Genomic DNA, 20,784 nt, shown 5'->3' with positions numbered 1-20,784 from the left:
TTTGATACCTTGACGGTAAACCGGTTTGATTCCTTGTGTCAAGCGTTTCCCATCCGAAGGAAACGCCGCCCTCGGATCATGCTTCGCCGGATCGGATCAGTCGCGACCGAACGCTTCGTTGATCTGCGCCGCAGGATCCCGCGGAATCTGGTCTCCGATCAGGCGGACGACGACCCGGTCAATGGCGCCCCCGGTGAAAGCGAACGGGGGACTGTATGTCGTCGATACGGGCTGTCCGACTTCGCGGCCGACAGTCGCCCCCTCGCCGGAGAGGCTGAAGTAGCCGGGTTGCGTGCGGATCCGGCGTTGCGAGACGATCTCGTCGTCGATCGTCAAGGTCGCGACGCCCTCGGGGACGATGCCGGCGAAGCCGTCGATTTCGTAGCGCACCTCGATGACGTGGCGGCCCGCAGATACCGGCGCCGCAGCGGCCAGTTCCTGCTCCTGCTCGCCGAGCCAGTTGTAGACGTAGCGGACCCGGTTCTCCTTAAGGAACAGTGCGTGTCCGCCGAAGCGCGCACCGAGGGAGTAGATGACCCCTTTCGCGGCCTGTGCGTCCTCGATGTCGAGATCGGCGGTGATCGAGAATGACCGATGCGGCAGTTCGGGGCCTCCGCCGTGTTCGGAGATCGGCGCACCGTCGGGATAGAGCACGAGCGTGTCGGTAAGGCCGGTCATGTTGGGCCGCTCGACCGCGAGGATTTCCTCGGAGTTGCGGTCGTCGAGGGGGTAGCCGTTGTATTTCGTGGCGAGCTCATCCCAAAGCCGCACGAGCTCGGCGAGCTTCGCTGGCCGCTCGGCTGCGAGGTCCTGCAGCTGGTTCCGGTCGGAGGGCAGGTGGTAAAGCTCCCAACGATCTTCGTCGAAGCGCCCCCAACCGGAGGGCGTGGGGGGATGGACTGCGCTGGCATGCCAGCCGTCCGCCCAGACTCCGCGGGTGCCGAGCATCGAGTAGAACTGATGCGCTTTGGTGGTGGCCGTTCCCTCGTCGAGGAGCGAGCGGAAGAAGCTGACACCTTCGATGGGGGACTGCGGGATACCTGCGATACCCTCAGGAGCCTCGATCCCGATCGCCTCGAGCACGGTGGGAACGATGTCGATCGCGTGGGCGTATGCCGTGATCGGATCCGTGCGCGCCGGGATGCGAGCGGGCCATGAGATGAGGGCAGGATCTGCGACTCCTCCTTCGAACGAGGCGTGGGTCTTGTACATCTTGAAGGGTGTGTTGAACGCCATGGCCCAGCCGTTGGAGTAATGCGGGTGGGTGTTCTCCAGACCGAGATCCTGCAGGAGGGAGAGGTTCAGGTCGGGATCCTCTGGGACTCCGTTGTACCAGCGGTTCTCGTTGACGGAACCGGTGGGCCCGCCCTCCGCGCTCGCACCGTTGTCGCTGACCACGACGATGACGGTGTTGTCGAGTTGGCCGCTTTGTTCGAGGAAGTCGATGACACGACCGACCTGGGCGTCCGTGTACGAGAGGAACCCGGCGAACACCTCGGCCTGCCGTTCCAGCATGCGGTGCTCGTCGGGTGAGAGCGAATCCCATTCGCGCACCCGATCGCTCTCGTTCCAGCTTTGCCCTGCGGGCCCGACCACGTCGGAATAGGGATTCACCGGAGGCAGCACCGTGCTCTCGGGCATGAGGCCGAGGCGCTTCTGGTTCTCCAGCACGATCTCGCGGTAGCGTTCGTAGCCCATCGAGAAGGCCCCCGCGTATCGGTCGCTCCACGCTCGCGGGGCGTGGTGCGGGGCGTGCCCGGCGCCGGGTGCCAGATATGCGAACCAGGGCTTGCCGGGGGCTGCCGAGAGGGAGTCGCGCAAGAACTCCAACGCCTTGTCCGCGAGGTCCGCAGACAGGTGGTAGCCGTCTTCAGGACGGGACGGCGGATCCACGGGGTGGTTGTCGTAGGTGAGGTCGGGATACCACTGGTCGGTCAGACCGCCGAGGAAGCCGTAGAACCGGTCGAAGCCGCGGGAGAGCGGCCAGGTGCGTTTGGAAGCCCCCATTCCCATCTCGACGGCCGGGCTCAGATGCCACTTGCCGATCGCGAAGGTGTTATAGCCCCGATCGCGCAGCACCTCGGGCAGCATGCCGTTCTCCCGCGGGATCAGACAGCTGAGGCCGGGGAACCCGTCGGCCATCTCGCCGATCGTTCCCATGCCGTTGCTCTGCGCGTTGCGTCCCGTCAGAAGAGCGGCGCGAGTCGGCGAGCACAGAGCAGTGGTGTGAAACTGCGACAGGCGCACACCCCGCTCAGCTATGCGCCGCATCGTCGGCATCTCGATAAGGCCGCCGTAGAGGTCCCAGGCGCCGTAACCGATGTCGTCCCACACCACGAACAGCACGTTCGGAGCACCCTCTGGGGCCGTGGGTTCGAGATACGGCTTCCAGTCCGGTTCCGACTCTCGAACATCTGCAGCGATCCTGCCGGCGAACGGTAACGGCATGAGGGAACTCCCATCATTCATGCTCGTCGATAACTCGACCTGGAACAGCTAGGAGAGTCACGGCGAACCGAGAAGGCTTTCGTTAGCTTCGTCGTGGTTGCTGATTCCCCCTGTCTGCAACTCACGCGTGTTCTGTGTTTCCGAAAGCAACCGTGACGGCAGACAAGCAAGAAACTACCAACAGCTTCCAGCGAACGGTTCTGAAAGCGAGCGGGCGCGCTCTCCCCACGAGCGCACCCGCCGCACGGGTCACCTCTTACGGGTGGATCGAAGAGAACGGGGAAGGAACACTGCCAATCCGGTGGCGGCGGCTTCCCGATCCGCCACCGGATACGGGCGGTTCCGGGGTGTGCGACTTGCTGGCGTGGTTCAGGACCAGCTGATCACGATCGAACCGTTTCCGCGCGCATCGGTCCGAGGGCCGTCACTCGCGACAGTCACCCCGGTCCCGCCGACGAAGCTCGAGCCTGCTCCTCCTTGAGTGCCGAGGTAGAGGACGCCGGTGGGGTTCCCCCCTGCGGTCTTGCTCACCGCGCGGCCGCCGCCGCCGCCGGCCCAGCCGCCGCCCCCGCCGCCGGCCCCCGCGCCCGACGGGAGCGAAGCGAGCCCGCCGTCGCCGCCGTTGCCGCCTCCGTGGTTCCCCGTCCCGTTATTTCCGCCGGCCGTACCCGGATACTCTGTTCCCGCAGCTCCTGCACCGTAGACGACGGGTGCCGCGGCAGCGCCTCCCGTGCTGCCGGTCGCTCCCTCGCCGCCACCCACGGCGAGTACCAGTGCGCCGTTGTAGGTGCTCTTGTTGCCATAACCCGTGGACGTTCCCGCAGGGTCGTCCGCCGTTCCCTTCCCGGCATTCACGCCGGATTCAGGTGCCAGCAACCGGATGACGCTGTCGCCCGGGTTTCCTGCCGTGACGTTGGGGTTTCCCCCGCCACCGCCTCCACCGGCGACCACACTCGGGACGCCGTCGAGCAGGATGGCGCTCCCACCGCCGCCACCACCGACTGCTCCGTAACCTGTGCCGCCGTTCCCGAAGCCGATGCCGCCGACACGGGGGATCGCTCCTCCGTTCGGCGACTCGCCTGCGATGAGGGTGATGACGTGCGAGGTACCGGATGTGAGCGCGAGCGTGCCAGAGATCACGGCGCCGCGGCCGACGTCTGTGGCGGAGATGCGCTGCCCGTCGCCGCCGGCCACGACGAAGGTCACGCTGGTGGCGCACGCGGGGATGGTCACAGCGAATTCCCCCGCTGACGGCGTCGTGAACGTGCCTGAGGACGTGCCGCAGCTGGCTGCCGCCATCGGTGCGGCAGCGGCGGCGGCGATGACTGGCACGCTCCACGCCGCCCCCTTGACGATCGTGCGCCGGCGTATCATGTCGTGTTTCTTGGATGCGGGCTGTGTTGCGTGCTGGTCGTCGGACATACTTTTCCCCTTGAGCCTTCGATTCGTCTTGACGCGGGACGAAACAATCCCTGCGCGTCGGCGGTGTCCGTATGCGCCCTCCGCCCCGCTCCAGGCGGGAGATCGAACGACGCACACGATCAGCCTCAATGCTCGCGTTGAGCGCCATCGGGGTCGATCCGTACTTCTACCTGTTGCACTACCTGTGCGATATGGCAGATCGCAGATCGCAGATCGCAGATCGCAGATCGCAGATCGCGGGGCTCGAGCGGAGAAGCAGGATGCGGGCTATGGGGAGGCGGCGAGGAGCGATCCGCGGCGAGCGCCCGGCGGACGAACCAGGTGCCGATGTCAGTGCGCGCTCGCACACCTGGTTCCTTGGGGCTCCGGCGGCAGCGGCGCGGCGATTGACCGCGGGCTCGGGTTGTCCTCGGGCGGGCCGCGCATCCGAGCACGCGCGTCCGCACCCGAGAACGCTATGTTTGCATCGTGGAAGTCTCGGCCGTCGACTCGCTCCTCATGGGGGTGTCGCGGTCGATGGGCGATGACCTCGGCGCGCTCGAAGACGAGCATCTGAGGATGCAGCTCGATGCCTTTCCGGGGATCGCCGCAGACCCGCCGCTGCTGGCTCTCATGCGCACGACGGTGCGGGACACGCTGTCGACTGAGATCGAGGTCGTTGCGCACGGGATCGATCCCGCTGACGTTCATGCTCCACCATCAGTGACGATGTGGGCGCGTCGCGTCGCTCAGCGGGGCTATCCGCTGAGTTCGATCTTGCGCGCTTACCAGTTGGAGCACTCGTTGCTGATGCGGCAATATGTCGAGCGGATCGATGCCGCCAGCCCGTCCCGCGAGCTGGCCATCGCTGGAGTTCTGCGAATCAACGAGCTGAGTTCCCAACTGCATCAGCGAGTCTTCCTGCTGCAGATCGCCGGCAGTTACGACGCAGAAGTCGACCGCCTCGCGCAGACACGGGTAGCCGCCCACAAAGCGAGGGTGCTGCAGTTGCTCTCTGGTTCCCCCACGGATGCGGTCGACGCCGAACGAGCACTCGGCTACCGCCTCGGACGCCGGCATGTCGGAATCGTCGCGCGTCTCGGGGACGGTCGTTCCGATTCTGCCGCGCTGACGTCAGCGGTCGGACGCCTCGCCACGGAGATCGGGGCGGCCTCCCCCCTCGTCACACTGGAAGACGAGACCACTGCGTGGGCGTGGTTCGGTGATGCGGATGCCGACGATCTCGTCCTCGCGGCATCCGGATGGACCGGCAATGACCTGCTCAGACTCGCCGCCGGAGGTGTGCACGCGGACCTCTCCGGGTTCCGTCTCACTCATTCCGAGGCGCTGACTGCTTTCTCCGTTCTCGAGGCCGCGGGTCAGGATGCCCCCTCGAACGCGGTCACGTTCGCGGATGCCGGGGTCGTAGGCATTCTCTCCCAGAATCTCGCTGTGACGCGGGCTTGGGTGGCATCCGCACTCGGGGATCTCGCTCTCGACACGACGACGTGCGCGCGTCTTCGCGAAACGCTCGCCGTGTTCCTGCGGTTGGATCAGAGTTTCGTCGCGGCCGGCGCGGAGCTGACTCTGCACCGAAACACCGTCAAATACCGCGTCGACCAGGCGAGGCGGATGCTGCCCCAGCCGCTCGCGACGCAGCGGCCGGATGTCGAACTCGCACTGCGCACCTGCCGTCTGCTGGGGAAGGTGGTTCTGGCGGTGCCGTAGCACCGCCAGAACCACCTTCAGTCGTCAGGCCACGACCGATTCGCGCGCGCGAAGCTCGCGGCGCAGAATCTTTCCCGACGGCGACTTCGGGATCTCGTCGATGAACTCGACAGCACGGACCTTCTTATGAGGGGAAACACGTTCGGCGACGAACCGCAGGATCTCGTCCGCATTGAGGTCTCCGCCCGGCTGACGCACGAGGAACGCCTTGGGGACCTCCTCACCATCGGCATCGTGTGCCCCCACGACGGCCGCATCCGCCACGGCAGGGTGCGTGAGCAGCAGCGCCTCGAGCTCCGCGGGCGGCACCTGATAGCCCTTGTACTTGATCAGCTCCTTGAGGCGATCCACGATCGTGACGACTCCGCGAGCGTCGACCGTCGCGATGTCGCCGGTGTGCAGGAACCCCTCGGCATCGATCGTCTGCCGCGTCGCCTCGTCGTTGCCGAGGTAGCCGGACATCACGTTCGGCCCCGCGCACCACAGCTCACCCGGCGGACTGGATCCCTCCTCCGGCACGCGGATCTCCTCGCCGGTCTCGATGTCCACGAGCTTGCAGGTCATGTTGGGCACCGTGAAGCCGACCGAGCTCGGATCGACGTCATCGCGTTCGAACGGCACGAGGTGACTGACCGGTGCCATCTCGGACATGCCGTAGCCCTGCCGGATGCGGCAGGCGAGACGCTCGGCCACGACACCGGCGAGGGCTCTGTCGAGCGGTGCCGCGCCGGAGAACACGGTGTGCACCGACGTCAGGTCGTACTCCTCGACGGCCGAGCTCTTGGCGAGCATCACGGCGACCGGCGGGGCGACCAGGAGCAGGGAGCACCGATGGGTCTCGATGGAGCCGAGGAAGGCCTGGATCTCGAACCGGGGCAGAGTGACCAGCGCGGCGCGGGCGCGGAGGGACACGTTCAGCAGCATCGTCATGCCGTAGATGTGGGAGAACGGCAGGATCGCGCTGACGACGTCCTCTCGCGCGACGGGGAAGAGCGGCTCGACCTGGCAGACGTTGGCCACGAGGTTGCCGTGGGTGAGCATCACGCCCTTGGGGCGGCCTGTGGTACCGGAGGAGTAAGGCAGGACCGCGAGATCGCCCGCCGTCACGGTGGGCAGGTCCACGACCGCGTCGCGTTCGGTCCGCGCCCGCTCCATGACGGAGTCGGCTCCGTCGAGCACGAACACACGATGAGGCGGGATGCCGGCGGAGGCGGCCGCGGCGCGAGCCGTCTCCGCGGTCGCCTCCGCGGTGAGCAGGGCGGACGCCTTCGCGTCCGTCAGCTGCGCCGCGCCGTCACCCGCCGTGCAGATCGCGTTCAGCGTGGTCGCGACGGCCCCCGCGCGCAGGATCGCGTGGAAGCCGACGCCGAAGCGGGGCGAGTTCGGGGAGAGCATCCCGACGACGTCGCCCGGGCGGATGCCGTTCCGCGCCAGCAGCATCGCCAGCTCATCCACCTGCTCGCGCAGGCGGCCATAGGTGGTCCTGGCGCCCGAGGTCGCATCGATGAACGCGGTGCGTCCTTCGTCGGCTCCTTCGAGGGAGGCGAACAGCAGGTCGTAGACGCTGCATTCGGGGATGACGAGGTCGGGATAGGGGCCGGAGAAGGGCATCTCTGTTCCTTTCAGTACGTCAGCGGGCCGCGATGCGGGCGGCGTCCCGCGCCGGGCGGGCGAGGAGAAGCGCCACCAGTCCGGCCGCACCGAGGAGGGCCGCGTTGAGCAGGAAGGACTGGTGGAATCCCGTCGGAGAGGCGATGCCGTGTGACTGGACGAGCACGCCGGTGATCGCAGGGGAGACGAGACCCGCGAGCGCCGTGATGGCTGCCACGATCGAGAGGACCGCGGCGCGCTGACGCGGCGGTGCGAGCTCCGCCATCATCGTCGTGCCGATGGTGAACTGCATCCCGGAGACCGAGAACGCCAGGGTGATGCAGACGATCTTGAACGGGAGGGACGGCGCGGCGACGACACCGACCAGACAGGCGGCGGCGGCGAGCATTCCGCAGGCTCCCAGCACTCCGCGGGCCACGCGCGAAGGGACGCCGCGCGACATGAGCGCGTCGCTCACGGCGCCCTGCGTGGACATCAGGAGGGCGGAGGCGAGCCAGGGCAGGATGATGAGGAGGGCGGCGGTGCCCGCGTCGAATCCGAGCGGACCCGCGAGATACACCGGGATCCACGAGACCAGCGTCGCCAGGCCGAAGGAGAGCGCCAGGCCGGAGAACACGACGCTGAGCGCGGTGCCGGTGAGGAAGATCCGTCGATAGGGCACGCGAAGACCGCCGGTCTCCGTCTCGCCGATCGTCGCGGGCCCGGGCGTGCGGTCGGCCGTGCCCTCCCGGCCGAGCGCCGCCCACAGAGCGGCCCACAGAACGCCCAGGGCGCACATCACGCCGAAGGCCGCCCGCCAGCCGAACTGGCCGATGACGACCCCGAGCACGGGGGCCAGGATCACCACGCCGAGAGCCGATCCGGAGTTCAGCAGCGCTGTCGGCGCGTTGCGCTTGTGGTCCGGGAACCACTTCTGCACGGCGTTCATCGCGACCGGCGCCGACGGCCCTTCCGCCGCCCCGAGCGCGACGCGGCTCGCGAGCAGGACGCCGACGTTGGCGACGAACAGGATGGGCAGCTGAGCGAGCGACCAGACGATCGCCATGATCAGGATGAGGACCTTGTTCGACACCCGGTTCGCGATGAAGCCGACGACGATGGCCGACACGCTGAACAGGAGGTAGAAGCCGCTCGAGATCAGTCCGTACTGACTCGGGCTGATCCCGGTCTCCTTCATCAGCGGCGCCGCGGCGAGCCCGAGCACCGCCCGGTCGCCGAAGTTCACGAGCATGAACCCGAGCAGGAGCAGGGTGATCGCCCACGCGCGACGCGAGCCGGTCGGTCCGCCGGCGCCGGCGTTGACCTGCGTCCTTCTCTTCGTGCGGGAAAGGGTGGTCATGTCTGTCTCCTTCGGCAAACGGATGAGGGTCGGGATTCTGCTGCGGGATCGGCGGACGCGGCGCCCGGCGATCCCGCAGCCGGGTCAGGAGCGGGGGGAGGCCGCGTGCGGGACGCGGCGTCCGAAGGACATCGATCGGGTGACACGGCTGAACCGTGCTTCGATGACGTCGCGGACGTAGTGACTGCGCGTCCAGGGCGCGTTCTCGCCGACCTTCGGGAACGCGGCGGATCCGCGTTCCACGTAGCCGGACGCGAGGTCGAGAGCCGGGTGCGTGTGCTGCGTTCCCTCGGGAACCGGCACCGCCCAGTCGTATCCCGTGCGGTCGAGATGGGCGAGCAGCCGACAGACGTAGCGCGCCGATGCGTCGGCGCGGAGGGTCCAGGAGGAGTTCACGTACCCCAGCCAGAAGCCCGCGTTGGGTATGCCGGTCAGCAGCACGCCCTTGTACAGCATCGAATCCCCGAGGCTGACGGGACGCCCGTCCACCTCGAGGCGGATCCCGCCGCCCGCGTGCATCTCCAGCCCGGTCGCGGTGATGATGGCTTCCGCGTCGATCGTGCGTCCGTCCTCCAGCCGTAGACCGGACGGGGTGAACCGCTCGATGCGGCCGGTCACGATCGAGGCGCGCTCATCCCGGATCGCCGCGAAGAGGTCGCCATCCGGCACCAGGCAGAGGCGCTGATCCCAGGGCCGGTAGCGCGGGGTGAAGTCGGCCTCGTAGCGTGCGAAATCGGGAAGCTGCGCGGCTACGCCCGCCTTGATGGCGGCGGCGCCCTTCTCCGGGTTGGCGCGCAGGTACGCATAGCGCTGCTGTCCCTGGATGATGCTGCGCCAGCGCACCACTGAGGACGCGAGGCGACGGGGGAGCCAGCGCCGCGCGCGCACCACGACCGGGTCGACGGACGGCGCCGACACGATGTAGGTGGGCGAACGCTGCACCATGGTCACATGTGCGGCGTCTTGCGCCATCGCCGGTACGAGCGTCACCGCCGTGGCTCCGCTGCCGATCACGACCACGCGCTTCCCGCGATAGTCGTAGTCCTCCGGCCAGTGCTGCGGATGGATGACGGAGCCGCGGAAGGCGTCCTCGTCGGCGAAGTCGGGTCGGTATCCCCGGTCGTAGCGGTAGTAGCCGCTGCAGAGGAGGAGGAATCGGGTCGTCATCGTCCGGCGTCCGCCCGGGGTGTCCACCTCGACGGTCCAGCGGGCGTCGGCGGTGGACCACTGCGCCGAGATGACCCGATGACGGACGCGGATGTGCGGGAGGACCCCGATGTCGTGCGCCGTGTCACGGATGTACTCGGCGATGCCGGCGCCGCTGCCGAGCGTCTTGACGTCACGCCAGGGACGGAACGGATAGCCGAGCGTCGCCATGTCCGAATCCGACCGGACGCCCGGGTACCGGAAGAGATCCCAGGTTCCGCCGACGGCGTCCCGGGCCTCGAGCACCGCGTAGGAGCGTCCGGGGAAGCGCTGCTGGAGGCGGCAGGCGGCGCCGATTCCGGAGAGGCCGCCTCCGACGATGAGGGTGTCGACGTGTTCCGGCCGGGAGACGCTCATCGCTCTGCACCTTCCCGGGCCGCGTCGAGGATCTCGCGGAAGCTCGCCAGTGCACCGTGCGTGTGCGCCGCTGCGGCATCGGAGACCCCCGCGAAGGAGAGGAATCCGTGCACCATGCCGTCGCAGCGGCGGAGCGTGACGGGTACCTCGGCCGCCTCGAGGGCGAGGGCGAAGGCCTCGCCGCTGTCGCGCAGCGGGTCGTGCTCGGCGACCACGACGACGGCCGGTGCGACCCCGGCGAGGGCGTCGGCGCGCAGGGGTGCGAGGCGCGAGTCGTCGGGCTGCGCCTCCGGTGCGTAGTGGGACAGGAACCACGCGATCGTGGCCCGCTCCAGCAGGTACCCCTCGGCGTTCTCGCGGACCGATGCGTACTCCGTCGCCGGATCGGCGGCGGGATAGAAGAGCAGCTGGCCGGCCACGGCCGCTGCGTCGTCGCGCAGGGCGAGCGCCGCCACCGCGGCGAGGGCCGCGCCGGCGCTGTCGCCCGCGACGGCGAAAGCCTGTTCCCCGCCCAGGCCGGCCGCGTGCTCGGCGATCCAGGTGGCGGCGGCGATCGCGTCCTCCGCCGCAGCGGGGAAGGGGTGCTCGGGAGCGAGCCGGTAGGCGACGGAGACGATGACCGCGCCCAGGTCCCGCGCGAGAACACGGGCGATCGCGTCGTGGGAGTCGAGATCTCCGACGACATACCCGCCTCCGTGGAAGAAGGCGATGGTGGGCCGGGATCCTTCCTCGGGCGTCCGGTAGACACGCGCGGCGAGAGGCCCCTCGGCGCCGGGCACCGTGAAGTCCTGCACGTCGACGTGAGCGACGTCCCGAACGGCTGCGGCGAGGGCCTGGCACTGTTCGCGGTAGATCAGGCGGGCATCAGGGGGCGTCACGTCCTCCAGGCGCGGGCCGGCGCCGGGAGCGATCACGGCGGCAAGTTGCGGATCGAGCATCATTGCTCCTCGTTCGGGGAAGGGGATCCCCCAACGCTAGGAATCGGACTCGCGTCGAACCATGTCCCCGGGAAACCAATTCGTGTCGCGGGTATGGCTTCCGCGCACAAGGTTTGCGCGATGCTCGGGGTAATTGGTGTCCCGAAGTTGTGCGGCCAAGCCGACGGGTGTTACGACGGGGTACGGGTGCACCAGCATCCCGCGATCGCTCGACGAGGAGAATCATGCGCAGCATGCGCGCACAGCGCCTGAACACCGCCACCCACACGTTCGCCGTGGAGGAGGTGCCCCTTCCGCGCCCGGGCGCGGGCGAGGTCCTCGTGAGCGTCGCGTACTGCGGCATCTGTCACTCGGACCTCAGCCTCATCGATGGCGTGCTCTCCTCGCCCCTTCCCGTCATTACGCAGGGCCACGAGGCGTCGGGGATCGTGGCCGAGATCGGGGAGGGCGTCCGCGGCTGGGCGCCAGGCGACCGCGTCGTGCTGCCCGCAGGCCGGCCCTGTCGCACGTGCCGCTCCTGTCTCCAGGAGCAGGGAGACTGCGCGAGCCCCGATGTCATGGCCTTCCAGTTCGACGGCGCGTGGGCGGAGTACGCGGTCGTCCACGCCGGAGGCCTGAGCCGGGTGCCCGAGGCCGTGCCGCTGGATCAGGCGGCGATTCTCGCCGACGCCGTGGCGACGCCGTATGGCGCCGTCGTCCACACGGGGAACGTGCGCGTGGGCGAGTCTGTCGCCGTGTGGGGCATCGGCGGCGTTGGGACGCACCTCGTCCAGATCGCCCGGCTGGTCGGCGCTGCACCGATCATCGCGCTCGACGTCGATCCGCGTGTCCGCGCCCGCGCGCTGGAGGTCGGGGCCGACCATGCTCTGGATCCTCGTGATCCGTCGACCCCCGCCCGCCTCGACGAGCTGACGCGCGGCGCCGGCGTCGACGTGGCGTTCGACTCCGTGGGGATCACCGCGACCATGACTCAGGCGCTGGCGAGCATCCGCAACGACGGCTGCCTCGTCCTCATCGGGCTGAGTGCCGACCCGGTGCCGCTGGGGCCGAGTGCGACGTTCGCGGTGACCAGGAAGAGGGTGCTCGGGCATCTGGGGTACCGCAACTCGGACATCCCCGCCCTGCTGCGCCTCGTCGAGACCGGGCGTCTGGATCTCCGCGGTTCCATCAGCGATGTCGTCGCGCTGGACGACATCGCCGCCGCGATCGATCGGCTTCGCTCGGATGACGAGCGGCCCGTCCGCATCCTCGTCGCCCCCGGGGATCGCGGAGACGGGGCGACGGGGCGGAGGGCGCACAGGCGCCGGGACGGGTAGTCCGCCGTGCTTCCCTCGCAAAGGCCCGATACGGGGGTCGTTCGGCGGTCAGTTCGAGTCCCCGTGACGTGACGATCGCCGACCCCGCCTCCGGCCTCCACAGGGGAGCGGGGCCGGCCGTTCTCCCCGTGTTCCGCCGGCCCGGCGTCGCCCGCCGTCGCGGAAGCCTACCGTCGGCGTGTGAGCGAGCAGACGAAGACCGACGGCCCGGGACCGGACCCCGTGCCAGCGCCGCGCCGGTTGCGCCTCGGGCTGGGGGCCGCGGTGGTGCTGGCGCTGACCGCGGTGTCCATCGTCGTGGGCATCGGGCTGCTGGGCAGGGCGACCGCGGGCGAGGAGATCGCCGTGACACCCGAGCCGAGCGCATCGATCGGGATCTCGGCGGGGAGCGCGTACGTCCACGTACTGGGCGATGTCGCGAAGCCGGGGGTCTACGTGCTCGACGAGGGCGCGCGGGTGGCCGAAGCCCTCGCGGCGGCGGGAGGCGCGCTGCCCACGGCGGATCTGACGGCGGTGAACCTGGCGAGGGCGGTCGTCGACGGCGAGCAGATCCTGGTCCCCGCGATCGGGGCCGCGCCGTCGGGCGCAGCCGAAGGCGGGGCAGGACACAGCGCGGGGGCCGGAGGGCTCCTCGACCTCAATGCCGCCGACGCCACGGCGCTCGAGGAGCTGCCGCGGATCGGGCCGGCTCTGGCCCAGCGCATCGTCGAGTGGCGCACGACGAACGGGCGGTTCACGAGTGTGGACGACCTGCTCGGCGTGTCCGGCATCGGTGAGAAGCTGCTCGCCGGCATCCGCGACCGGGTGCGGGTGTGAACGTGCGCACCGGGGGCCGTGCGGAGGCGCACCCCGGAGGTCCGCGCGCGCAGCGCCCGCCGGCACCGGACAGGCTGCGGGACGTGCGGATGGTCCCGGTGGCCGTGACCGCGTGGGCGGTCGCGCTGCTCGTCTCGTTCCTCCCGTGGTCTGCCGGACTCCTCATCGGCGGGTCCGTGCTCGGGACGGTCTCGGCACTCGTCGTGCTCCGGTGGTGCCGAGGCGGTGCGCGGCTGCGTGCGGTCGTGGTCGGTGCCGCGCCCCTCGGAGCCGTCTGCCTCGCCGTAGCCGGTGTCATAGGGCTCTCGGCGGCGTGGGCGGCCCCGGCACGAGCGGAGGCGGCGACGCTGGCGGGGCATGCGGTGACCGTGGAGGTGAGCGTGCGGTCGCTGCCGTCGGTCGGCGCCGACGGGCGTCTCTGGGCCGACGCGGACACGATCCGGATCGGCCCGGGGGAACACCCGGGAGCGCTGTCCGTCCCCGTGCGGATCGGAGTGCCGCCCGGCCCTGCCCTGGCCACGCTCGGGCCGGGGACGGTGCTGCGGTTCACCGCCGAGGTGACGGGCGCCGATGCCGGCGAGCGGGCGGCCGCCGTGCTGTTCGCGCGCGGAGCGGTGGTGCAGGTGTCCCGGGGAGGGCCGATCGAGACGCTCGCGGGCGACGTGCGGGCCGCGTTCATCGCCCGCGCCCGGCTGCTGCCCGAGCCAGGATCCGAGCTGCTGCCCGGACTGGCGGTCGGCGACGTCCGCGCGGTGAGCGACGAGCTCGACGCCGCGATGAAGGCGAGCGGCCTCTCACACCTCACTGCGGTCAGCGGCAGCAACCTGGCGCTCGTGGCCGCCGCGGCGTTCGGCGTCGTGGCGCTGTGCGGCGGAGGACGGCGGCTGCGCGTCCTCGCCGCGGTGCTCGCCCTGGCCGGGTTCGTCGTGCTCGTGACCCCGCAGCCGAGCGTGATCCGGGCCGCGGCCATGGCGGGCGTCGCCCTGAGCGCGCTGCTGCTCGGACGACCGCGCGCGGGCCTGTCGGTCCTGCTGCTCGCCGTGACGGTCCTGCTCCTCGCGGATCCGCATCTCGCGGCCGCACCGGGGTTCGCGCTCTCGGCCGCCGCGACCGCGGGTCTCGTGGTGCTCGCCCCGCCGCTCGCCGCAGGGCTCGCGCGGTGGCTGCCGCGCCCGGTGGCCCTCGCTGTCGCCGTGCCGCTCTCGGCCCAGCTGGCGTGCGGGCCGATCATCGCGCTCTTCGCCGCGCAGCAGTCCCTGATCTCGGTGGTCGCGAATCTGCTCGCCGAGCCCGCCTCGCCGATCGCGACGGTGCTGGGACTGCTCGCCTGCCTCGCCATGCCGATACCGCCGCTCGCGGATCTGCTTGCGGCGGCCGCCTGGCTGCCCTCCGCCTGGATCGCCCAGACCGCACTCGTCACCGCCGGACTCCCGCTGGCGACGATCGAGGCGCCGGCCGGGGTCGGCATGGCCCTGATCATGGCGGTGCTGAGCGCCGCGACGTTCTGGGCGATCGCTTCGCATCGCCCTCTCCGAGGCCCGTGGCGGGCGCTGGTCGGCGGTCTCGTCGCGGTGGCGCTCGGCTCGGTGACCGGATGGGGAATCGTGACCGGACCGGTGGCCGTGCTGCAGCGTCCCGCGGACTGGGGAATCGGCCTGTGCGACGTCGGCCAGGGGGACGCCGTGCTGGTGCGCAGCGAGACGCACGCACTGCTCATCGACACCGGGCCCGATCCCGAGACGCTGCGGCGCTGCCTTTCCGATCTCGGCGTGGGACGGCTGGACGCGCTCGTGCTCACGCACTTCGACCACGATCATGCGGGCGCCTCCGATGTGCTCGTGGGCCGCGCCGATGTCGTGCTGCACGGACCGGTCGACACGGCCGCGCACCGGGCGCAGCTCGAGCGTCTCCGGCGCGGGGGAGCGCGGCTCGTGCAGGCATCGGCCGGGATGACCGGGCGGCTGGGCGCGGCGGACTGGCGGGTGCTGTGGCCCCGCCGGGACGACAGGGTGTTCCCGCCGGGGAACGATGCGGGGGTGATCCTCGAGGTCGCCGGGGGAGGAGTCCCGCGGTCGCTGTTCCTCGCCGACCTCTCCGCCCTCTCGCAGGGCATGCTGAGGCGGATCGCGCATCCTCGGCATGCGACCGTCGTGAAGGTCGCGCACCACGGCAGCGCGGATCAGGATCCGCAACTCTACGCGGATCTGGATCCGGCGCTCGCGCTGATCTCCGTCGGTGCGGGAAACGACTACGGTCACCCGCGGGCCGTCACCCTCGACATGCTGCGCGCGTTGCGCGCGCCGATCCTGCGCACGGACGAGCGGGGCACGATCCTCGTCTCCCAGGGCGGGGAGGGGCTGCGCGTGTGGAGCGAGCGGCCGGCGCCGGTCGAGGGGCCGAGAGCGACGCCGCCGTCGACGGCCAGGGCGCCGTGAACGTCGGTCGCCGCCGGTACGCTGGGAGAATGCCCGCACCGCGTTCGTCCTCCGCCGCCCGACGCGGGGGCAAGGCGACGAACATCCCGCAGGTGTCCTGGCGCGAGCCTCGTCCTGCCCCGATCGTGCTCGTCTCCGGGCCCGAGGAGATCTGCGCCGAGCGGGCGATCGCGGGGGTCCGCGCATACCTGCGGGCCGAGGATCCGGCACTCGAGGTCAGCGATCTGCGTGCCGACGACTACGAATCGGGGAGCCTGCTGGGCCTCGCATCCCCGTCGCTCTTCGGAGAGCCGCGACTGCTGCGGGTGTCGGGGGTGGAACGCTGCAGCGATGCGTTCCTCGCCGAGGCGGTGTCCTACCTCGAGCATCCTCAGGAGGGGGCGACGGTCGTGCTCCGTCACACCGGTGCGACCGTGCGCGGCAAGAAGCTGCTCGACGCGATCCGCGCCGGCACCGGCGGCGGGATCGAGATCGCCTGCCCCGCCATCAAGCGCGACGACGAGAAGGCCGACTTCGCGGCCGGGGAGTTCCGCGCGGCAGGCCGGCGCATCGCGCCGCAGGCGCTGCGGGCGCTGGTCTCGGCCTTCTCCGACGACGTCACGGAGCTCGCCGCCGCCTGTCAGCAGCTCATCACCGACGTGCAGGGCGACGTCACCCCTGAGCTCGTCGAGCGCTACTACGGCGGGCGTGTCGAGGTCTCGGCCTTCGTCGTCGCCGACACGGCCATCGCCGGCCGCCTCGGCGAGGCGCTGGTGGCGCTCCGGCACGCGCTGGCGTCGGGAGCGGATCCGGTGCCGATGGTGGCGGCGTTCGCCATGAAGCTGCGGTCGATGGCGCGCGTCGCCGGGTCGCGGGAGTCGAACGCGGCCCTCGCCGCGCGCCTCGGCATGAAGGACTGGCAGGTCGACCGGGCGCGCCGTGATCTCAGCGGGTGGAACGAGCGCACGCTCGGTCTCGCCATCCAGGCGACCGCGCGCGCCGACGCCGACGTCAAGGGGGCGGCGCGTGACCCGATCTTCGCGCTGGAGCGCATGATCACCGTGATCGCCACGCGGGCGCCCTACGGCGAGACCGCGCGCTGACGCGGATCCGCACGGTCCTGGATCCGCATGTGCGTCGCGGGCCCGGCAACTTTGCAGGACGTCTGCCATTCCGCAGGATGATTCCGGCTGATCCGTCCTTCGGAGTCGTCATCATCCTGCGGAGCTGCGGGGCGGGACGCTCCGGCGACCAAGACCGCGGGAGACGACGAAGGCCCGTTCCCAGCGGGAACGGGCCTTCGTCAGGATCGGGTCCGGCTCAGAGAGCGGCGACCTGCTTCGCGATCGACGACTTGCGGTTCGCGGCCTGGTTGGAGTGGATGACACCCTTGCTGACGGCCTTGTCGAGCTTCTTGGTCGCCGTCTTCAGGGCGGCCTCGGCGGCGGCCTTGTCTCCACCGGCGATCGCCTTGCGGGTGTTGCGGACGGCGGTCTTCAGCTCGCTCTTGACGGCCTTGTTGCGCTCGTGCGCCTTCTCGTTGGTCTTGTTGCGCTTGATCTGCGACTTGATGTTCGCCACGGATGGAACCTTCGTTCGAGTGATGGATGGTCGTGCCGGCCTGGCGGTAGAGGGGCGCCTCCGGCAGCGTGCAGGGGTGGGACCTGACACGCAAGCCAATCACCGATCTTATCAGGGATCCGCTCCGGCGCCGAACCGACGCATCGGGTGCGGGATCGCGCGGATCGGGGCGCGTCGCGCGCGTGAGGCGGCGAGGGCATGGTGCATGCTGGCGGAGGACCCGAAGGAGTCGTCCATGCCCGCACCCGCTGCCTCCGGCATGCCCCCGCTCGATCGTGCGCTGCTGCGCCGTCTGGAGTTCTCGGCCGCGACTGCGGCCTTCCAGATCGAAGGGGCGAGAACCGAGGACGGACGATCGCGATCGATCTGGGACGACTTCGTCGACATCCCGGGGCGGATCCGCGACGGCAGCACGGCGGATCCCGGTCCCGACAGCTACCACCGGGTCGCGGAGGATGTGGCCCTGCTCGCGCACCTCGGCGTGGACCAGTACCGGTTCTCCCTCTCCTGGGTGCGGGTGCTGCCGGAGGGGCGCCCCGACCCGCAGGGCCTCGCGTACTACGACCGCCTCGTCGACCGCCTCCTCGACGCCGGGATCACGCCGACACCCACGCTCTATCACTGGGACCTGCCGTCCCGCCTGGAGGCGCAGGGCGGGTGGCTGAACCGCAGCACGGCCGAACGCTTCGCGCAGTACGTCGAGGTGGTGGCCGACACCCTCGTCGACCGCGTGCGGCACTGGTACACGATCAACGAACCCGTCTCGACCACGCTGCAGGGCTATGCGATCGGCGAGCTCGCGCCAGGACGGACCCTGCTCTTCGACGCCCTCCCGACCGTGCATCATCAGCTGCTCGCGCACGGATACGCCGTGCGGATCCTCCGCGGCCGCGGCGCCACGACGGTCGGCATCGTCAACAACCACACGCAGGTGCTCCCCGCCTCCGGCTCGGACGCGGATCTGCAGGCGGCGTACCTCTACGACCTGCTGCACAACCGCATGTACGCGGATCCGGTGCTGCTCGGCCGGTACCCCGACCTGGATCCGCGCATCCCGGCCCTTCCGGTGCAGGACGGCGACCTCGCCCTCATCAGCGCTCCCTGCGACGTCTACGGAGTCAACTACTACAACCCGACGACCGTCGCCGCCGCGGACGGTCCCGTGCCCTTCGAGGTGGTCCCGACGCCCGGAGCACCGGTGACCGGGTTCGGTCCGCTGTGGCCGATCGTTCCGGAGGCGCTCACCGCCTTCCTCGTCGACGCGAAGCAGCGCTACGGTGCGGCGCTGCCGCCCGTGGTCATCGCCGAGAACGGGGCGTCGTTCCCCGAGCCCGACCACGTCGCCGGTCCGCTCCACGACGGCGACCGGATCGCGTACCTGCACGGGCACCTGGCGGCCGTCCTCGACGCCGTGCGCGCCGGGGTGAGGGTCGACGCGTACACGGTGTGGTCGCTGCTGGACAACTTCGAGTGGGCGGACGGCTACACCCAGCGGTTCGGTCTCGTCCACGTCGACATGGCGACGGGGCAGCGCACCCCGAAGGCCTCCTACGCCTGGTATCGCGCGCTCATCGAGGAGGCACGATCGTGAACGGACGGCACGCGGACACGACGGCGAAGCGGGTCGGTCCGCTCTGGATGACACTGTTCACCCTCGCCTGGCTGGCGATCTGGACCGTCCAGCTCACGCCGATCCAGCTGCTGCTGCCGTTGCAGCTGGACACGAACAGCCAGGGGCACGACTGGATCGCCGGTGTCGTCTGGGCCGGCATCGTGCTCTCGGTGGGCGGGCTGGTCGGCATCATCGCGGGTCCCGTGTCGGGTCGCTGGTCCGACCGCACCCGCTCGCGCTGGGGACGCCGGCGCCCCTGGGCGATCGGCGGATCCCTGCTCGCCGCCGTGGGCCTCGTGCTCACCGGTCTCGCCACGGGACCGGTCGCCGTCGGCGGGGCCTGGATCGTCGTCTCGGTGGGCGTCTCGGTCGCGATGGCGGCGCTCACGGCGATGATCGCGGATCAGCTGACGGTCCAGCGCGGCTCGGCCTCGGCCGCCGCGAGCTCGGCGCAGGCCGTCGGGATCGTCGTCGGCGTGGGCGCCGTGGTGCTCCTGGGACTGGAGATCTGGCCCGCGTATCTGCTGCTGGCGGCGATCATCGCGGTGGTCGGCGTCGGCACCGCCGTGCTGCTGCCGGACGCCCCCGCGCACGAGTTCGCGGCGCCTGCCCGGCGTTCGGCCTCCCGCCGCGCCTCCTGGAGGGACCGGGACTTCCTCTGGCTGCTGGTCAGCCGGCTCGTCGTCAACATCGGCAACGCGTTCGGCACCTCGCTGCTGCTGTTCTTCCTGCTGTACGGCGTGCAGGTCCCCTCCGTGGAGGCGCAGGACGACCTGCTGCTGCTCATCGTCATCTACACGGTGTTCGTGGTGATCGCCTCGATCGTCGCCGGCATGCTGTCCGACCGCGCCGCCGCGAATCCGCTGCGCCGACGGCGCACGCTCACCGCCGTGTCCGCCGTGGTGCAGGCGATCTCCGGCGTCGTGATCCTCGTCAGCCCGTCGCTCGTGATGACCTCCGTCGCGGCGGCGATCATGGGCGCCGGCTATGGCGCCTACATGGCCGTGAGTCTCGCCTTCGCGACCGATCTGCTGACGGATCCGGACGACCACGCCCGCGACCTCGGACTCGTCAACGTGTCGGCGCAGCTCGGGCAGCTCCTCGGCCCGCTCCTCGGCGCCGGCCTCGTCGCCCTCGTCGGCGGATTCTGGCTGTTGTTCGGTGCGGCGGCGGTGCTGTCGCTCGTGGGCGCCGTGATGACCTATGCGGTCAGGACGACGTCTCCAGCGTCGTCAGCGCCAGTTCCAGCACCGCGTTGAACACGCGCGGGCGCATCGCCGTGACGAGATGGGTGGTCCGCGGCACGATGATGAACTCCGCGTCGGGGGCGAGCCTGCGGTAGAGGGTCTCGTGGGTGCGGAGCTGGTCGAACTGACCGTTCACGAACCAGGTCGGCACCCGGATCCGGGGCACAGCGGAGACCAGGTCCAGCGCCGCCAGCGCGCGCAGCGCCTCGTCCTGGGCATCCATCGCGAAACCGCCGGCGCCGAAGTCGTCCCGCGTCGAGGCGGGGAGGGTCGCATCCAGCACCTGGCGGCTCAGCCACATCCCGCGGTCGGGCATCGCGTTGAGCGCTCCGGCCAGCACCCGGTACGCGGCGAGTCCGGCGCCGCGGGGCAGCGCGGTGCACGACGCGGCGACGAGACCGGCGATCGGGGGCGTCGCCTCCGCCCCGGCGTACGCGGTGCAGAGCAGCCCGCCCATCGAGTGGCCCACCAGGAGCACCCGGCCCTCGGCTGCGCGCACCGCCTCGTCGACGGTGCGCAGCGCCTCGGCGAGCGTGAACCGCTCGTCCATGCGCGTGCCGTGCCCGGGCAGATCCACGGCGACGAACGCGGTGCCGCGCTCCGCGAGGTACTGCTCCTGTGCGCGCCACATGGTCGCCGACGTGCGGATCCCGTGCACGAAGACCACGGACGCCGGCGGGGCATCGGCGAGGCGGGACATGGGCGCCAGTCTAGGCGGCGCTGAGGGGAGCGGCGCCCCCGTGCACGCAGAAGCGGGGCCGGTGGCGAAC

At 70.4% G+C, this 20,784-nt stretch carries 15 protein-coding genes; 7 read left to right on the top strand and 8 right to left on the bottom strand.

Features of this window, described 5'->3' with window-relative positions; genetic code table 11:
* Nucleotides 1-96 precede the first annotated feature (96 nt).
* Nucleotides 97-2,448: an arylsulfatase gene (locus J8G10_RS06080; protein ID WP_251441619.1), complete on the bottom strand. Its 2,352-nt coding sequence runs from the start codon at nt 2,446-2,448 to the stop codon at nt 97-99.
* Between the two features lie 369 nt (nt 2,449-2,817).
* On the bottom strand, nt 2,818-3,870 hold the full coding sequence (locus tag J8G10_RS06075; protein ID WP_251441617.1) for a hypothetical protein: 1,053 nt from the start codon (nt 3,868-3,870) through the stop codon (nt 2,818-2,820).
* Nucleotides 3,871-4,338: 468 nt separating this feature from the next.
* Here J8G10_RS06075 and J8G10_RS06070 point away from each other — a divergent pair, with 468 nt between their 5' ends.
* On the top strand, nt 4,339-5,577 hold the full coding sequence (locus J8G10_RS06070) for a helix-turn-helix domain-containing protein (protein ID WP_251441615.1): 1,239 nt from the start codon (nt 4,339-4,341) through the stop codon (nt 5,575-5,577).
* Between the two features lie 24 nt (nt 5,578-5,601).
* Here the strand turns inward: J8G10_RS06070 and J8G10_RS06065 are convergent, their stop codons facing one another.
* From J8G10_RS06065 to J8G10_RS06050, 4 genes are all read right to left on the bottom strand, one after another.
* A complete protein-coding gene (locus J8G10_RS06065; RefSeq protein ID WP_251441613.1) occupies nt 5,602-7,188 on the bottom strand; it encodes an AMP-binding protein in 1,587 nt (528 codons plus the stop codon).
* A gap of 19 nt (nt 7,189-7,207) precedes the next feature.
* Nucleotides 7,208-8,527 carry an MFS transporter gene (locus J8G10_RS06060; RefSeq protein ID WP_251441596.1) on the bottom strand — a complete coding sequence of 440 codons (1,320 nt, stop codon included), beginning with the start codon at nt 8,525-8,527 and terminating at the stop codon, nt 7,208-7,210.
* A gap of 84 nt (nt 8,528-8,611) precedes the next feature.
* Nucleotides 8,612-10,090, bottom strand: coding sequence for an NAD(P)/FAD-dependent oxidoreductase (locus J8G10_RS06055; RefSeq protein ID WP_251441588.1), 1,479 nt, complete (start codon nt 10,088-10,090; stop codon nt 8,612-8,614).
* Complete coding sequence (locus J8G10_RS06050; RefSeq protein WP_251441586.1) at nt 10,087-11,028, bottom strand: alpha/beta hydrolase fold domain-containing protein; 942 nt, start codon at nt 11,026-11,028, stop codon at nt 10,087-10,089. Before J8G10_RS06050 ends, J8G10_RS06055 begins: the two co-directional genes overlap by 4 nt.
* 224 nt (nt 11,029-11,252) lie before the next feature.
* On the opposite strand from J8G10_RS06050, the gene J8G10_RS06045 reads away from it, so the two are divergent.
* From J8G10_RS06045 to holA, 4 genes are all read left to right on the top strand, one after another.
* On the top strand, nt 11,253-12,344 hold the full coding sequence (locus tag J8G10_RS06045; protein WP_251441578.1) for a zinc-binding dehydrogenase: 1,092 nt from the start codon (nt 11,253-11,255) through the stop codon (nt 12,342-12,344).
* Nucleotides 12,345-12,524: 180 nt separating this feature from the next.
* Nucleotides 12,525-13,160, top strand: coding sequence for a ComEA family DNA-binding protein (locus J8G10_RS06040; RefSeq protein WP_251441569.1), 636 nt, complete (start codon nt 12,525-12,527; stop codon nt 13,158-13,160).
* An 89-nt stretch (nt 13,161-13,249) separates the two neighbouring features.
* On the top strand, nt 13,250-15,595 hold the full coding sequence (locus J8G10_RS06035) for a ComEC/Rec2 family competence protein (RefSeq protein ID WP_251442384.1): 2,346 nt from the start codon (nt 13,250-13,252) through the stop codon (nt 15,593-15,595).
* Nucleotides 15,596-15,624: 29 nt separating this feature from the next.
* The gene (gene holA, locus J8G10_RS06030) at nt 15,625-16,677 is read left to right on the top strand and encodes a DNA polymerase III subunit delta (protein WP_251441547.1); all 1,053 of its coding nucleotides are present in this window, start codon (nt 15,625-15,627) and stop codon (nt 16,675-16,677) included.
* Between the two features lie 217 nt (nt 16,678-16,894).
* Here holA and rpsT read toward each other — a convergent pair whose 3' ends face one another.
* On the bottom strand, nt 16,895-17,155 hold the full coding sequence (gene rpsT / locus J8G10_RS06025; protein ID WP_251441545.1) for a 30S ribosomal protein S20: 261 nt from the start codon (nt 17,153-17,155) through the stop codon (nt 16,895-16,897).
* Between the two features lie 235 nt (nt 17,156-17,390).
* On the opposite strand from rpsT, the gene J8G10_RS06020 reads away from it, so the two are divergent.
* Both J8G10_RS06020 and J8G10_RS06015 read left to right on the top strand, forming a co-directional pair.
* The gene (locus tag J8G10_RS06020) at nt 17,391-18,746 is read left to right on the top strand and encodes a GH1 family beta-glucosidase (protein ID WP_251441533.1); all 1,356 of its coding nucleotides are present in this window, start codon (nt 17,391-17,393) and stop codon (nt 18,744-18,746) included.
* Nucleotides 18,743-20,026, top strand: coding sequence for an MFS transporter (locus J8G10_RS06015; protein WP_251441420.1), 1,284 nt, complete (start codon nt 18,743-18,745; stop codon nt 20,024-20,026). Before J8G10_RS06020 ends, J8G10_RS06015 begins: the two co-directional genes overlap by 4 nt.
* On the opposite strand, the gene J8G10_RS06010 is transcribed toward J8G10_RS06015, so the two are convergent.
* Nucleotides 19,977-20,714, bottom strand: coding sequence for an alpha/beta fold hydrolase (locus J8G10_RS06010; RefSeq protein ID WP_251441390.1), 738 nt, complete (start codon nt 20,712-20,714; stop codon nt 19,977-19,979). The two genes, J8G10_RS06015 and J8G10_RS06010, sit on opposite strands and share 50 nt — an antisense overlap.
* Nucleotides 20,715-20,784: the final 70 nt, after the last annotated feature.

Source organism: Microbacterium sp. USTB-Y, from assembly GCF_023703415.1.
Taxonomy (GTDB): domain Bacteria; phylum Actinomycetota; class Actinomycetes; order Actinomycetales; family Microbacteriaceae; genus Microbacterium.
Note: the sequence above shows the minus strand (reverse complement) of the source record. Positions and strands in the feature narration are given on the sequence as shown.

What these genes read in the sequence shown, in the direction of transcription:
- J8G10_RS06055 (WP_251441588.1), bottom strand. Translation starts at nt 10,090, where the DNA reads ATGAGCGTCTCCCGGCCGGAACACGTCGACACCCTCATCGTCGGAGGC.
- J8G10_RS06035 (WP_251442384.1), top strand. Translation starts at nt 13,250, where the DNA reads ATGGTCCCGGTGGCCGTGACCGCGTGGGCGGTCGCGCTGCTCGTCTCG.
- J8G10_RS06020 (WP_251441533.1), top strand. Translation starts at nt 17,391, where the DNA reads ATGCCCGCACCCGCTGCCTCCGGCATGCCCCCGCTCGATCGTGCGCTG.
- holA (WP_251441547.1), top strand. Translation starts at nt 15,625, where the DNA reads ATGCCCGCACCGCGTTCGTCCTCCGCCGCCCGACGCGGGGGCAAGGCG.
- J8G10_RS06045 (WP_251441578.1), top strand. Translation starts at nt 11,253, where the DNA reads ATGCGCAGCATGCGCGCACAGCGCCTGAACACCGCCACCCACACGTTC.
- J8G10_RS06060 (WP_251441596.1), bottom strand. Translation starts at nt 8,527, where the DNA reads ATGACCACCCTTTCCCGCACGAAGAGAAGGACGCAGGTCAACGCCGGC.
- J8G10_RS06010 (WP_251441390.1), bottom strand. Translation starts at nt 20,714, where the DNA reads ATGTCCCGCCTCGCCGATGCCCCGCCGGCGTCCGTGGTCTTCGTGCAC.
- J8G10_RS06050 (WP_251441586.1), bottom strand. Translation starts at nt 11,028, where the DNA reads ATGCTCGATCCGCAACTTGCCGCCGTGATCGCTCCCGGCGCCGGCCCG.
- J8G10_RS06065 (WP_251441613.1), bottom strand. Translation starts at nt 7,188, where the DNA reads ATGCCCTTCTCCGGCCCCTATCCCGACCTCGTCATCCCCGAATGCAGC.
- J8G10_RS06075 (WP_251441617.1), bottom strand. Translation starts at nt 3,870, where the DNA reads ATGTCCGACGACCAGCACGCAACACAGCCCGCATCCAAGAAACACGAC.
- J8G10_RS06080 (WP_251441619.1), bottom strand. Translation starts at nt 2,448, where the DNA reads ATGCCGTTACCGTTCGCCGGCAGGATCGCTGCAGATGTTCGAGAGTCG.